Origin of the sequence: Methylobacterium sp. (assembly GCF_019750675.1) — a bacterium.
In the GTDB taxonomy this organism is placed as follows: Bacteria; Pseudomonadota; Alphaproteobacteria; order Rhizobiales; family Beijerinckiaceae; genus Methylobacterium.
Map to the genome: position 1 here is coordinate 1 of NZ_JAIEOF010000090.1, position 12232 is coordinate 12232.

At 72.2% G+C, this 12232-nt stretch carries 13 protein-coding genes; 7 read left to right on the forward strand and 6 right to left on the reverse strand.

Features of this window, described 5'->3' with window-relative positions; translation table 11 throughout:
* From K2X24_RS04525 to K2X24_RS04545, 5 genes are all read right to left on the reverse strand, one after another.
* Positions 1-1148 (reverse strand): MFS transporter (locus K2X24_RS04525; RefSeq protein ID WP_292495120.1); only part of this gene is annotated, 1148 nt, incomplete at its 3' end.
* A 44-nt stretch (positions 1149-1192) separates the two neighbouring features.
* A complete protein-coding gene (locus K2X24_RS04530; protein WP_292495121.1) occupies positions 1193-1810 on the reverse strand; it encodes a redoxin domain-containing protein in 618 nt (205 codons plus the stop codon).
* 3 nt (positions 1811-1813) lie between these two features.
* Entirely contained in the window at positions 1814-3976 is a 2163-nt protein-coding gene (locus tag K2X24_RS04535; RefSeq protein ID WP_292495123.1) for a protein-disulfide reductase DsbD domain-containing protein, read from the reverse strand.
* Positions 3977-4159: 183 nt separating this feature from the next.
* A complete protein-coding gene (locus K2X24_RS04540; RefSeq protein ID WP_292495125.1) occupies positions 4160-5986 on the reverse strand; it encodes an aminopeptidase P family protein in 1827 nt (608 codons plus the stop codon).
* Between the two features lie 23 nt (positions 5987-6009).
* A complete protein-coding gene (locus K2X24_RS04545; protein ID WP_292495126.1) occupies positions 6010-6948 on the reverse strand; it encodes a 50S ribosomal protein L11 methyltransferase in 939 nt (312 codons plus the stop codon).
* A gap of 158 nt (positions 6949-7106) precedes the next feature.
* Here K2X24_RS04545 and K2X24_RS04550 point away from each other — a divergent pair, with 158 nt between their 5' ends.
* From K2X24_RS04550 to K2X24_RS04575, 6 genes are all read left to right on the forward strand, one after another.
* Entirely contained in the window at positions 7107-7310 is a 204-nt protein-coding gene (locus tag K2X24_RS04550) for a hypothetical protein (protein ID WP_292495128.1), read from the forward strand.
* Positions 7311-7371: 61 nt separating this feature from the next.
* Positions 7372-8175: a molybdate ABC transporter substrate-binding protein gene (gene modA / locus K2X24_RS04555; protein WP_292495130.1), complete on the forward strand. Its 804-nt coding sequence runs from the start codon at positions 7372-7374 to the stop codon at positions 8173-8175.
* Positions 8176-8186: 11 nt separating this feature from the next.
* Positions 8187-8885, forward strand: a complete 699-nt coding sequence (gene modB / locus K2X24_RS04560; RefSeq protein ID WP_292495131.1) for a molybdate ABC transporter permease subunit — start codon at positions 8187-8189, stop codon at positions 8883-8885.
* Positions 8886-8888: 3 nt separating this feature from the next.
* Positions 8889-10001: a molybdenum ABC transporter ATP-binding protein gene (modC, locus tag K2X24_RS04565; protein WP_292495132.1), complete on the forward strand. Its 1113-nt coding sequence runs from the start codon at positions 8889-8891 to the stop codon at positions 9999-10001.
* 304 nt (positions 10002-10305) lie between these two features.
* Positions 10306-10593: a hypothetical protein gene (locus tag K2X24_RS04570; RefSeq protein WP_292495134.1), complete on the forward strand. Its 288-nt coding sequence runs from the start codon at positions 10306-10308 to the stop codon at positions 10591-10593.
* A 231-nt stretch (positions 10594-10824) separates the two neighbouring features.
* On the forward strand, positions 10825-11232 hold the full coding sequence (locus K2X24_RS04575) for a flagellar biosynthesis repressor FlbT (protein ID WP_292495136.1): 408 nt from the start codon (positions 10825-10827) through the stop codon (positions 11230-11232).
* A 78-nt stretch (positions 11233-11310) separates the two neighbouring features.
* On the opposite strand, the gene flaF is transcribed toward K2X24_RS04575, so the two are convergent.
* On the reverse strand, positions 11311-11670 hold the full coding sequence (gene flaF / locus K2X24_RS04580) for a flagellar biosynthesis regulator FlaF (RefSeq protein ID WP_292495137.1): 360 nt from the start codon (positions 11668-11670) through the stop codon (positions 11311-11313).
* 174 nt (positions 11671-11844) lie between these two features.
* Here flaF and K2X24_RS04585 point away from each other — a divergent pair, with 174 nt between their 5' ends.
* Positions 11845-12111 carry a hypothetical protein gene (locus K2X24_RS04585; RefSeq protein WP_292495138.1) on the forward strand — a complete coding sequence of 89 codons (267 nt, stop codon included), beginning with the start codon at positions 11845-11847 and terminating at the stop codon, positions 12109-12111.
* Positions 12112-12232 lie beyond the last annotated feature (121 nt).

Sequence of the window (12232 nt, forward strand, 5' to 3'; positions counted from 1 at the left end):
CCGCCGGCCACCACGGCCGGGACGGCGCCGATCAGGGCCGCGAGGGTGCCGGATTCGAACTCGCCGAGCTCGTTCGAGGCGCCGATGAAGACCGAGTTCACCGCCGAGACCCGGCCGCGCATGGCGTCGGGCGTTTCGCCCTGGACGAAGGTCTGGCGCACGAACACGCTGATCATGTCGGCCGCTCCGGTGACGAACAGGCAGGCCAGGGAGAAGGGTAGCGACGTCGAGAGGCCGAAGCCCACCGTGGCGAGGCCGAAGAGGCCCACGGCCTGGAGCATGCGCAGGCCCGCATGGCGCTGCAGCGGCCAGTAGGCCAACGCGATGGCGGTGAGGACCGCCCCGGCCGCCGGCATGCTGCGCAGGACGCCGAGGCCGAGGGGCCCGACATGCAGCACCTCGGCCGCGAAGATCGGCAGGAGCGCGGTGGCGCCGCCCAGCAGCACCGCCACGAGATCGAGGCTGATCGCGCCGAGCACCACGGGATGCGTGCGGATGTAGGTAAGCCCGGCCGAGAGGGTCTCCCAGGTCACGGGCGGACGCTCGGTGACGGGGGCGGGGCGGAACCGGATCGCCAGGATGAGGGCGCTGGCGAGCGCGAAGCTCGCGGCGGCCGCGCCGAAGACGACCGCCGGCCCGAGGGCGTAGAGGAAGCCGCCGGTGGCCGGGCCGAGGATCGAGGCGCTCTGCCAGAGCGAGGCATTCCAGGCGATCGCCGACCCGAACAGGGCGCGGGGCACCAGGGTCGGCAGGAGGGCCTGCAGGGCCGGGTTGGCGAAGGCGCGGCCGGTGCCGATCACGACGACGAGCAGATAGATCGGCCACAAGGTCGTGGTGCCGAGGTAGGCGGCCACAAGCAGGCCGAGATCGGCCAACGCCAGGGTCGCGTAGGCCAGGGCGGCGACGAGGCGCCGGTCGTAGGTGTCGGCGACGTGACCCGTCACCAGGGCCGAGAGCATGGCGGGCAGGAAGCTCGCGAGGCCCACGAGGCCGAGGGCGAGGGCCGAGCGGGTGATATCGTAGACGAACCACCCCACCGCCACCGCCTGCATCTGGAAGGCGAGGCCGGTGAGGAAGCGGGCCGATCCGAAGAGGCGGAAGTCCCCGTTGCGGAAGACGGTCCAGCGCGGCGCGGCATCGGTGCTCATCCCGCCGTGCTGCGGCAGGGATGTTTTCCCGTCAAGGAAAAGGATTACGAGGCGTACTTGACCGTGCAGCCATAGGGCTTGGCCGTTCGCACCGAGACCGGCTTGCCGGCGGCAAGCTCGGTCAGGGCCGCCTCGACGTGGTTCCGGGCCGTCTTGAGGTCGGCGGGATCGGCCGAGGGCTTGTCGTCGATGCCCCCCTGGTAGGCGAGGGTGCCGTCCGGGGTGATGACGAACATGTGCGGGGTCGTCTTCGCGTCGTAGGCCCGGCCGATGGTCCCGGTGGGATCGAGGAGCACGGCGCTGGGCGCGGCGTCCCGGGTCTTCGTCAGGCGGTTGGCCTCCGCTCCGTCGACGGCGCCCTGTTCGCCCGGCGCGGAGGAGATGACGCTGAGCCAGACCACGCCCTGGCCGGTCCACTTCTTCTGCAACGCCTGCATGGCGTGGGCGCCGTAATGCTTCATCACGAAGGGGCAGTCGTGGTTGGTCCATTCGAGGACGACCGTCTTGCCGGCATAATCCGAGAGCCGGACCGTGCGGCCGTCGGAATCCTGGGCGCTGAAGGCGGGTGCGGGCTTGCCCACCTGCGGGCCGGCGGCCAGGGCGGGGCCGGTCAGGATCGCCGCGAGGCTCGCGGCGAGGAGGAAGCGGCGGGTCTGGGGCATCGGCTATCGCTCCGTGGTCAGGGCGGCGCTCTGGTCCGTGGCCGCCAGCGGTACCGCCTGCAGGGCCTCCAGCACGAGACCGGGGGTGAGGATCTGCGGCAGGACCACGGGCTCGCCGGAACCGGCATATAGGAGGTAGAGCGGCACGCCGCTGCGGCCATGGCGCTCCAGCAGGCGGGTGATCTCGGGGCTCTGGTTGGTCCAGTCGCCCTTGAGATAGGTGATGCCGCGGGCCTTCAGGCCGGCCTGGACCGCTTCGGAGCGCAGGGCCGCGCGCTCGTTGACCTGGCAGGTGATGCACCACGCCGCCGTCATGTTCACGAAGACCGGCTTGCCCTGCGCCAGGAGCCCGTCGAGGCGCGCCTGGGTGAAGGCGCCGGCATCGGCCTGCGCTGTCTCGGCCCCGGCCCGATCCCGGTCGAGGCCGAGGGTGAGGACGGCCAGCGTGGCCAGCGCCGCCACGGCGGTGCCGCGCGCGATCCAGGTGCCGGCCGGGCCGGCGCCGTGCCCGCGCTCCCACGCCCAGGCGGCGAGGCCGACCAGCACGAGGCCCACCAGGGCGGCGAGCAGTCCGGCCGAGCCGACCTGCTGCGACAGCACCCAGACCAGCCAGGCCACGGTGGCGTAGATCGGGAAGGCCAGCGCCCCCTTCAGGGTGTCCATCCAGGCGCCGGGTCGGGGCAGGCGCCGCAGGGCCGCCGGCCAGACGGTCAGCGCCAGGAAGGGCAGGGCGAGGCCGAGGCCGAGGCTCGCGAAGACAGCGAGGCTCACGGCCGCTTCCTGCGTCAGGGCGAACCCCACCGCCGAGCCCATGAAGGGGGCGGTGCAGGGGGTGGCCACCACGGTGGCGAGTACGCCTGTGAAGAACGAGCCCTCCAGGCCCGCCCGCCGGGTCAGGCCGTCGCCGAGGCCCGCGATGCCGGCGCCGAGATGCACGACGCCCGACAGGCTGAGACCCATGGCGAACAACAGGTAGGCGAGGCCCGCCACCACCAGGGGCGATTGCAGCTGGAAGCCCCAGCCGATACCGGCGCCCGCGCCCTTCAGGGCGATGAGCAGGCCGGCGAGCGCCAGGAAGGACGCGAGCACGCCGGCCGTGTAGGCGAGCCCGTGCAGCCGGACGCGCCCCGCCGGTTCGCCGGAATGCGACACGAGGCTGAGCACCTTGATCGACAGGACGGGGAAGACGCAGGGCATCAGGTTAAGGAGGAGGCCGCCCAGGAAGGCGAGGCCGGCCGCGCTCCACAGGGTCAGGCTCTCGTCCGGGGCCTGAACCGGTACCGGGGCCGACGGGGCGGCGGAGGCCGTGGCGGCGACGGCCGCGCCCGGGGCCTCGCCGATGGCGTAGGCGCGGCGCACGAGTCCGTCCGGCGTCGCCTCGTCGAAGGTGATCACCCCCGGCAGGGTCGCGGGTGCCGCCTCGGTGGTGTCGCCACGGGCGAGATCGATGTGCAGGCCGTCCGCGTCGCTGCGCGCCTCCTGGGCCGCGGCGTTCTCGATGGCGGTCTCGGCATAGGGGAAGTAGGCGACAGAGGACGCCGCGAGCCCCGGGGGCACGGCGAGGTGCACCTGCAGGCGCCCGTTCTCGGCGCCGTAGCGCACCGGCCAGGGGGCGGGCACCGGCAGGGCCGCGCGGGCGGCCTCGAACAGCATCATCGCGCCGGGCGCGACCCCCGTGCTGGTGCCGCCCTGCGCCACCGGCAGCGTCAGGCGCAGGTCGGCCGAGCCCGGCACGCATTCGCGCTCGCAGACGAGGTAGGTCAGCTTGGCCTGGAGCGTCACCGCCTTGCCGGGCGCCAGCGTGACCGGCGGGGTCATTTCCGCGAGCAGGACGGCCTCGCCCTCGTAGCCGAAGTTCATCAGGTGCGAGACGGGGATGCGGCTCGGGGCGGGCCACTGAAGCGGCCCCGCCGAGAACCCGGCCGGCAGCGTCCAGGCGACCTCCGGGGCGAGGCCGGAATCGCCGGGATTGCGCCAGTAGACGTGCCAGTGTGGCCGCATCACCATGCGGATGGCGACCGTGAAGGGCTCGCCGGGTCGGATCGCGGAGGGCTCCCCGACGAGGCTCGCCTTCACGAGGTCGGCCGGCACCTTGAACCCCTGCGCGGAGGCGGCGGGGAGAGAGAGGCCGAAGAGCGCGAGCGCCAGGGCGAGTAGCCGGATCATCGAGTCCCGTTCGGTGCTTGAAGCGCGCAGGTTACGTCCGTTCCGCGGGAGCGCAAAATCTCGAAGCCGCGAGACCTCGGCGGTGAGACCTTGGCCGCGAGATCTCGCGTCCCTGCCTTTGCGGTCCTCCGGGAGCCCCAGGATCGCCGCGAAGGACACCCGGCGCTCCGGGCGCGGGCCGGGTCAGACCGTTGCCACCATCGGCCGGGTCGCCTCTTCGAGCCAGGCCCGCGTCGCCGCGTCGAGATGCGGCGCCAGGGCCTCCCGCACGCGAGCATGGTAGGCGTCGATCCAGGCCATCTCCTCCGGGCTCAGCCCATCGGGCCGGATCAGGCGACGGTCGAAGGGAGCGAGGGTCAGGGTCTCGAAGCCGAGCATCGCGCGCTCGGCCCCTGGCACTTCGCGGGGCTCCACGAGGACGAGGTTCTCCAGCCGGATGCCGTAGGCGCCGGGCTTGTAGTAGCCCGGTTCGTTCGAAAGGATCATGCCCGGCTCGAGGGCGACCGTCCCGGTCTTGGCGATGCGCTGCGGCCCCTCGTGCACCGACAGGAAGGACCCGACGCCGTGGCCGGTGCCGTGGTCGAAGTCGAGCCCAGCCTCCCAGAGCGGCAGGCGGGCGAAGGCATCGATCTGCGCCCCCGTGGTGCCCTTCGGGAACACCGCCCGGGCGATGCCGATATGCCCCCGGAGCACGCGGGTGAAATGGTCGCGCATCGCTTCGGAGGGCGTGCCGATCGCCACCGTGCGGGTGATATCGGTGGTGCCGTCGGCGTATTGCGCCCCGGAATCCACGAGGAACAGCTCGCCGGGCCGGATCTGCCGGTCGGTCTCCCGGCTGACCCGGTAGTGGACGATGGCGCCGTTGGCGCCGCTGCCCGAGATCGTCGGGAACGAGACGTCGCGCAGCAGGCCGCCCTCGGCGCGGAAATCCTCCAGGGCCTCCACGGCGCCGATCTCGGTCAGCGTCTGGCCCTGGGCATCGAGCCAGGCGAGGAAGCGGGTCACCGCGACCCCATCGCGAAGATGGGCGGCGCGGGTGCCGGCGATCTCGGCCGGGTTCTTGATCGCCTTCATGGCGGTGATCGGATCGGGTCCGAGATCGGCGACGCCGCCGGCCGCCTCGACCCGTTGCTTGAGGGCGAAGGCGGCCGTGGCGGCGTCGAGGCGCAGGCGCGCGGCGTTCGCCGCCTGGGCCGCGAGGCCGTCCGTGAAGGCGGCGCGCGGATGCAGGTCGGCCAGGGGTGCCAGGGCTTCGCGCAACTCAGGGCTGAGGTTCGGGGAGGTCAGGTAGAGGGCGGCGCGGCCCGCGCGCGGCACCAGCGCGTAGCCGAGCGCCAGGGGCGTATGGGCCACGTCGCCGCCGCGCAGGTTGAAGGCCCAGGCGAGGTTGTGCGGATCGGAGATCACCAGGGCGGCGTCGTCCGCCTCGGCCAGGGCCGCCCGGATGCGGTCGAGCTTGTCCTCGGCGGACTCGCCGGCCAGGTCCGGCGGATGGGCGACGACGGCCCCCGCCGGCGGCTCCGGCCGGTCCGTCCAGACCGCGTCGACGGGGTTCGCCTCCACCGCCTGCAGGCGCGCGCCGGCCTTGGCCACTGCGCGCTCCAGGCGCGCCACGCTGTCGGGGGTGTGCAGCCAGGGATCGTAGGCCAGAACCTGCCCGGGCTTGATGTGGGCGCCGACCCAGGCCGCCACGCTGGTCTCGGCGAGTGGCACCGGGGTGATGAATGCGGTGTCGACCTGGGCCGGGGCCTGGAGAGTGTAGCGCCCGTCGACGACGAGGGCGGCCTCCTCGGCCAGGATCACGGCGGTGCCGGCCGAGCCGGTGAAGCCCGTGAGCCAGGCGAGGCGCTCGGCCTGGGGCGGCACGTACTCGGACTGGTGCTCGTCGGCGCGGGGCACCACGAAGCCGTCCAGCCCGGCCTGTGCCAGGGCTTCGCGCAGGGCGCGGATGCGGGCGGCCCCCTGGCGGTGGCTCGGATCGTCGAAGGTCTGGAAGCGGGCGCGGGTCATGGCGCTCAAGGGTTACGCCGGGCTCAGAAGGGCCGCAACCGCGTCCGGCGCGGGCGCGCCGCCGCGCCGCCGCGCTTCAACACCAGCGTCGCCCAGCCCTCGATCAGCCCGTGCCGGGCGAGGTGGAAGCCGCGGTGGCGATAGGTGGAGAGCACGCCCGGAACGTCGCGCTCGATGAGGCCGGAGAGGATCAGCACGCCGTGATCGGCGACCACCGCCGTCAGGGACGGCGCCAGCCCCTTCAGCGGTCGCGCCAGGATGTTGGCGAAGACCACGTCGAAGCGGCGGGGCCGGTCGGCGAGGCCGTGGCGCACGCCCGGGCCCTGGTAGAGCCGGAGCACCGGCCCGAGCCCGTTGAGGCGGGCGTTGCCGATGGCGGTGGTCACCGCCTCCGGGTCGAGGTCGCCGGCGATGACGGGTGTGTGCAGGGCCTTGGCCGCCGCGAAGGCGAGGATGCCGGTGCCGGTGCCGACGTCGAGCACGTGGGCCGGACGCCCCTGCTTGAGGATGTTCGCGAAGGCCCGGAGGCAGCCGAGCGTGGTGCCGTGATGGCCGGTGCCGAACGCCAGCGCCGCCTCGATCTCGATGGCGAGGTCGTTGGCCCGGACCGTGTCGCGGTCGTGGCTGCCGTGGACGAGGAAGCGGCCCGCCCGCACGGGCTTCAGGCCCTCGAGCGAGGCGCGCACCCAATCCTGCTGGTCGATGGTCTCGAAGGTGGCGACGTCCGCCTGCGCGCCAACCACGGGGCGGATCAGGTCGCGGACCATGTCCTCGTCGGGCGCGTCGGCGAAATAGGCCTCCAGGCGCCAGGTCCGGCCGTCCTCCGCCTCGAAGGCGGCCACCGCCGTCTGGGTCGGATCGAACATCTCGCCGAGGAGGTCGGTCATCGCGCGTGCCGAGCCCTCGTCGGTGAGGAGGCGCAGCACGTGGGTCGGGCGGTGGGGAGGCAGGCCTTCGAGCATGGTCGGGGCTCTACCATCCGCGCGACCCTGCCGCCACCACGCATCCGCGACGTCCCGCCGCCACGCTGCGCTCAAGCTTGACCGGAACGGAACGACGGGAGCCGCGTTTGTGGTGGCTTCTCCCGCCTCATTTCGATGTCGGAGCGTGCGTTGTGCGTATGAAAATAAGAAGAACCGGCGGTCGAACGCCGGTCGTCCTCGCAGGAAAGTCCAAGGCCCGTCGGCGCCTCGCGCGCGAGCGCGGGATCTTTTCGGATGCCGACACCCTGACGGGACCGATGCCCGGGCCGATGCTCGTCCTCCTCAGCCGCCTGCACCGCACCGAGCGTCCGTCCCTCGACGAGGAAGAGCGCGGCGCCTGATCGCCGCGGCGCCGTTCCGTGCTATGGCGGGCGCTCCGGCAGAAAATGTAAGAGCAGGGCGATGAATCAGACGAGGCGGACGTTGCTCGGCGCGGTTCTGGGCGTGGTGGCCGGCCTCGGGCTCGCCCGGGGGATCGCCCCGGCGCAGGCCGAATCGCCCGTGGTGGTGTTCGCGGCCGCCAGCCTGAAGAACGCCCTCGACGAGGCGAGCGCCGCTTGGACGAAGGAGACGGGCAAGACCGCCCGAATCTCGTACGCGGCCTCCAGCGCGCTGGCCAAGCAGATCGAGGCCGGGGCTCCGGCCGACCTGTTCGTCTCCGCCGACCTCGCCTGGATGGACTACGTCGCGGGCAAGGATGGCCTGAAGCCCGGCACCCGCTTGAACCTCCTGCGCAACGCCCTCGTGCTGATCGCCCCCAAGGATTCGTCCCTGGCCGTGGACCTCAAGCCCGGTCTCGATCTCTCCAAGGCCCTGGGGGACGGGCGCATCGCCATGGGCAACGTCGAGGCGGTGCCGGCCGGCAAGTACGGCAAGGCGGCCCTCGAACATCTCCGCGCCTGGGAGGGCGTGAAGGGCCGGATCGCGCAGGCCGAGAACGTGCGCGCGGCGCTCCTCCTGGTGGCGCGGGGCGAGGTGCCGCTCGGCATCGTCTACGCCACCGACGCAGTCTCCGACCCGAGCGTCCGCGTGCTCGCCACCTTCCCGACCGACAGCCATCCGCCGGTGATCTACCCGGTGGCGCTGACCCGGGACTCGACCAACCCAGATGCAGCGGCGCTGCTGGCCTATCTGCGCAGCCCCACCGCCCGGGTGTTCTTCGAGCGCCAGGGCTTTTCGGTGATCGGCGCCGAGAACCGGACCTGACCTTCGCGGCCGTGAACCCCCTCGGCCTGACCCCGGACGAGTGGACGGCCATCGTCCTCAGCCTGCGCGTCGCCGGTGTGGCGACGCTGGCGAGCCTCGTCCCGGGTCTCGCCGTCGCCTGGCTCCTGGCGCGAAAGCGCTTTCCCGGGCGCGCGCTCCTCGATGGGCTCGTCCACCTGCCGCTCATCCTGCCGCCGGTGGTGACGGGCTACCTCCTGCTCCTCGCTTTTGGCCGGCGCGGGACCTTCGGGGCGGCACTGGCCGAACTCGGCATCGTGTTCTCCTTCCGCTGGACCGGGGCGGCGCTGGCCTGCGCGGTGATGGGTTTTCCCCTGATGGTGCGGGCGATGCGCCTCTCCCTGGAGGCGGTGGATGCCCGCCTCGAGCAGGCCGCCGCCACGTTGGGCGCCGGGCCGCTCGCCGTCTTTCTCACCGTGACCCTGCCGCTGGCATTGCCGGGTGTGCTCGCGGGCGCCGTCCTGGCCTTCGCCAAGGCGATGGGTGAGTTCGGCGCGACCATCACCTTCGTGTCGAACATCCCCGGCGAGACCCAGACCCTGCCCTCCGCAATCTACACCCTGACTCAGGTGCCCGGCGGCGAGGCGGGGGCCCTGCGCCTCACCCTGGTCTCGGTGGCGCTCTCGATGGCCGCGTTGCTCGTCTCGGAACTCCTGGCCCGGCGCCTCGGGCGCCGGCTCGGGGCGGGCTGAGGCATGGCGATCACCGTCGACCTCGCGCTCGCGCGCGGCACGTTCCGCCTCGACGTGCGCTTCGCCGCCCCCGGCGGCCTCACCGCCTTGTTCGGGCGCTCGGGCTCCGGCAAGTCCACGGTCATCGCCTGCCTCGCCGGTCTGGCCCGGCCCGACCGGGGCCGGATCGTCCTCGACGACGAGACCCTGCTCGACACGGAGCGCGGCCTGCACGTGCCCGCCCATCGCCGCCGCATCGGCACGGTGTTCCAGGAGGCGCGGTTGATGCCCCACCTCTCGGTGCGGCAGAACCTCGCCTATGGGCGCTGGTTCGCCCGGGGACGCGGGGACGCCGCCGGGCTGGATCCAGGGGCGGTGATCGCGCTCCTGGGCATCGGCCACCTCCTCGACCGGCGCCCCGCCGGCCTCTCGGGCGGCGAGGGGCAGCGGGTGGCGATCGGCCGGGCGCTGCTGTCGCGCCCCCGCCTGCTTCTCATGGACGAGCCCCTCGCCGCCCTCGATGCCGAGCGCAAGGCCGAGATCCTGCCGCTGATCGAGCGCCTGCGCGACGCGGCCGGCATCCCCATCGTGTATGTCAGCCACGCGGTCTCCGAGGTGGCGCGCCTCGCCGACACCATCGTGGTGCTGGAGGAGGGCCGGGTCGCCGCCGCCGGACCCGCCGAGGCGATCCTGCGCCGGGGCGATCTCGGAGCGTTCCATGCAGCGGAGGCCGGCGCACTCCTCGACATGGTGGTGGAGGCCGAAGCCCCGTCCGTGGACCTGACCCGGCTTTCCGGCCGCGCCGGGCAACTCCTGGTGCCCCGCATCGCGCTGGCCCCCGGCACTGCCGTACGTGTGCACGTGCCGGCCCGGGACGTGCTCCTCGCCCTCGAAGCGCCGGTGGGCCTGAGCGCCCGCAACCGCCTCGCCGGGCGGGTGCGCGGCCTCGCCCCCCTCGCCGAGGGCACGATCCTGGTGGAGGTCGACTGCAACGGCGCGGTGCTGGCCGCCCGCCTGACCCGCGCCGCCGCCGACGAACTCGGCCTCGTGCCCGGCATGCCGGTCTTCGCCGTCATCAAGAGCGTGGCCTTCGATCCCCACGGGGTCGGACGCGGTGCGCCGGCCATCGATATCTGAGACCGGTCGCCGGTCTCTCCCGGGGAGCGAAAGTCTCGACCAGGGACAATCGTTAAAAAACGACCCATCTTTTTCGTGTTTCGTTCTGAACGTTGCGCGGAATGGGGGTGCGCAGGCCCCGAACCTTAAGATCCGATTCACGTCCCGTGTCTTGTCTGGTCACAAATGCAACCGTCGACCACGCGAGCGTGCGATGTACATCCCCAGCCTAGGCCCTGCGCCGCCCGTCCGCGCCACCGGCGCGACGCCCGCGCCCATCCCGCCGGTACAGCCCGTCTCGGCACCCGCACCCCTGACGCCGGCCGTGCAGGTCGATATCCGGGATCGTGAGCGCGCGAACGATCCCCGCACCGGGACCGCGCGGACATCCGAACGCGCCGATGAGCCCCGCAGCCCCGCCGTCGCCGCACCCGAACCCCGCATCCGGATCGATCGCGACACCAAAGCGGTGGTCTATCAGGAGGTGGATCCCAGTTCGGGCGACGTCGTGGTGCAACTGCCAGATCCGGTCGTGCTGAAAGCCCGCGCCTACGCGGAGGCCGCCGAGGCCCGCGCCCGGCCGGCAGCCCATCCCGTCGACCGCACCGCCTGACGCGTGGGACGGCACCGAAGCCCGGCGGCCCGGTCCTGACGCCCGCCCGGCGGCCTGCGGTCGACGCCGCCATCCTGCGAACGCGACCGCCGTGGCTGGGCCTCAACGCCGCGAGATCCCGCTGCCTCGTGAATGGTGTCAAGGCCTTAGCCGCCTGCGGCGGAGGTACTTCACGATCCGTTAACTCTGTTCGGCGAAGACGGGGGACCGTACCGCGTTTCGACATCCGCAATGCCCCTGAAGATCGAACTCAAGCCGGGGGAACGTCTGCTCATCGGAGGCGCCGCGATCCGCAACGGGCCGCGCCGGTCGAGCTTCGTCATCGAGACGATGACGAACTTCCTGCGTGGCAGCGACATCATCTCGGAGAGCGAAGCCGACACGGCCTGCAAGCGGCTCTATCTCACCCTGACGGTGCTCTACCTCGCGGAGCCGACCGTGGAGGCGGAGGACCTGTTCGTGCGTCAGGCCAACGCCCTGATGGAAGCCGCGCCCAGCATGGCACCCTACCTGCGCGACATCCACGACTTGCTCGCGGAAGGGGAGCGCTACCGGGCGCTCAAGCGCTGCCGGGACCTCATCCAGTACGAGCAAAGCCTGACCGAGCGGCTGGGCGCGCCCGCGGCTTCGATGTCCTGAGGGATCGGGGAGGCGCCCGCCACGCGCGAGAGCGGCGGGCGGGCAGGTTCGGCGAGCCGGAACGGAGCGGCGCCCGGCCTACTGGCGCAGGCCGGCGGCGATGTTCTGGTTGATGCTGATGAGGGCCGTGAGCTTCTCGGCGCTCGGCTCGATCAGCGTGTCGATCATCCGCTTGAAGATGAAGGTGGAGAGTTCGGCGATACTGGTCTTGATCTCGGCGGGCAGCGGGCTCTCGGGCGCGGTCGCCGCGCCCGCGATGATCGTCCAGACCTTCTGGTTGAAGTTCAGTGCCTCGTTGAGCGCCGGGGCCTGATTGATCCAATCGGACTGGATCGCCTGCAGGCGGCCCGCGGCCTTGAGCAGCACGGCGGCTTCCGCTTCGCGCGGCGACAGCGCGGTCTGTGCGACGCGTGCATAGGCGCTGGCTCCGTACGACATCGCTGGTCATCCCCCTGGGGCGCGTGGGGCCCGAATCGGGCCGACGGGGGGACCTTAGCCATTTCAATGTTAACGCATCGTAAGACGCAGCCGTGCCGTAATCATGCCGAGAAATGCGACGAGGGAGGGCGCGCGATCCCGCCGAGCCTGCGGGACACGCCGGATTCCACCACCATGATGAACTTCGTTCTCGGCACCATCGCGGGCGGTCTGCTGGTGGGGATCGTCACGATCTCGGCCGTGCGCCAGCCCGCCATCCAGGCCCGGCTCGGCTTGTTCCCGGTCTCGACGGCACTCATGCTTCCGGCGGCCAAGACCGCCGATACGGCTTCCCGCCCCGAGGCGGCGTCCCGCCCGGACACCCATTGCCGACCGGTGGCGAGCGTCGGGCAGCCGGACATGCTGTTCTCGAAGCGCCGGTTCTGGTTCGTCGCTCCCTGAGCATCCTCGCGTTGGCGTGCCAGCGCGAGGATGCTCAGGCTATTGGTGTGCCGCAGATTTTCGTCGCAAAACCGGCCACCACTTTTGCGAAATCTGCTTCGGGAGGCGCGGTGGCCTCAGA

Coding starts and splice junctions, on each gene's coding strand:
- K2X24_RS04540 (WP_292495125.1), bottom strand. CDS start 5,986: ATGACCCGCGCCCGCTTCCAGACCTTCGACGATCCGAGCCACCGCCAG.
- modA (WP_292495130.1), top strand. CDS start 7,372: ATGAATCAGACGAGGCGGACGTTGCTCGGCGCGGTTCTGGGCGTGGTG.
- K2X24_RS04575 (WP_292495136.1), top strand. CDS start 10,825: ATGCCCCTGAAGATCGAACTCAAGCCGGGGGAACGTCTGCTCATCGGA.
- flaF (WP_292495137.1), bottom strand. CDS start 11,670: ATGTCGTACGGAGCCAGCGCCTATGCACGCGTCGCACAGACCGCGCTG.
- K2X24_RS04585 (WP_292495138.1), top strand. CDS start 11,845: ATGATGAACTTCGTTCTCGGCACCATCGCGGGCGGTCTGCTGGTGGGG.
- K2X24_RS04530 (WP_292495121.1), bottom strand. CDS start 1,810: ATGCCCCAGACCCGCCGCTTCCTCCTCGCCGCGAGCCTCGCGGCGATC.
- K2X24_RS04535 (WP_292495123.1), bottom strand. CDS start 3,976: ATGATCCGGCTACTCGCCCTGGCGCTCGCGCTCTTCGGCCTCTCTCTC.
- K2X24_RS04550 (WP_292495128.1), top strand. CDS start 7,107: ATGAAAATAAGAAGAACCGGCGGTCGAACGCCGGTCGTCCTCGCAGGA.
- modC (WP_292495132.1), top strand. CDS start 8,889: ATGGCGATCACCGTCGACCTCGCGCTCGCGCGCGGCACGTTCCGCCTC.
- K2X24_RS04545 (WP_292495126.1), bottom strand. CDS start 6,948: ATGCTCGAAGGCCTGCCTCCCCACCGCCCGACCCACGTGCTGCGCCTC.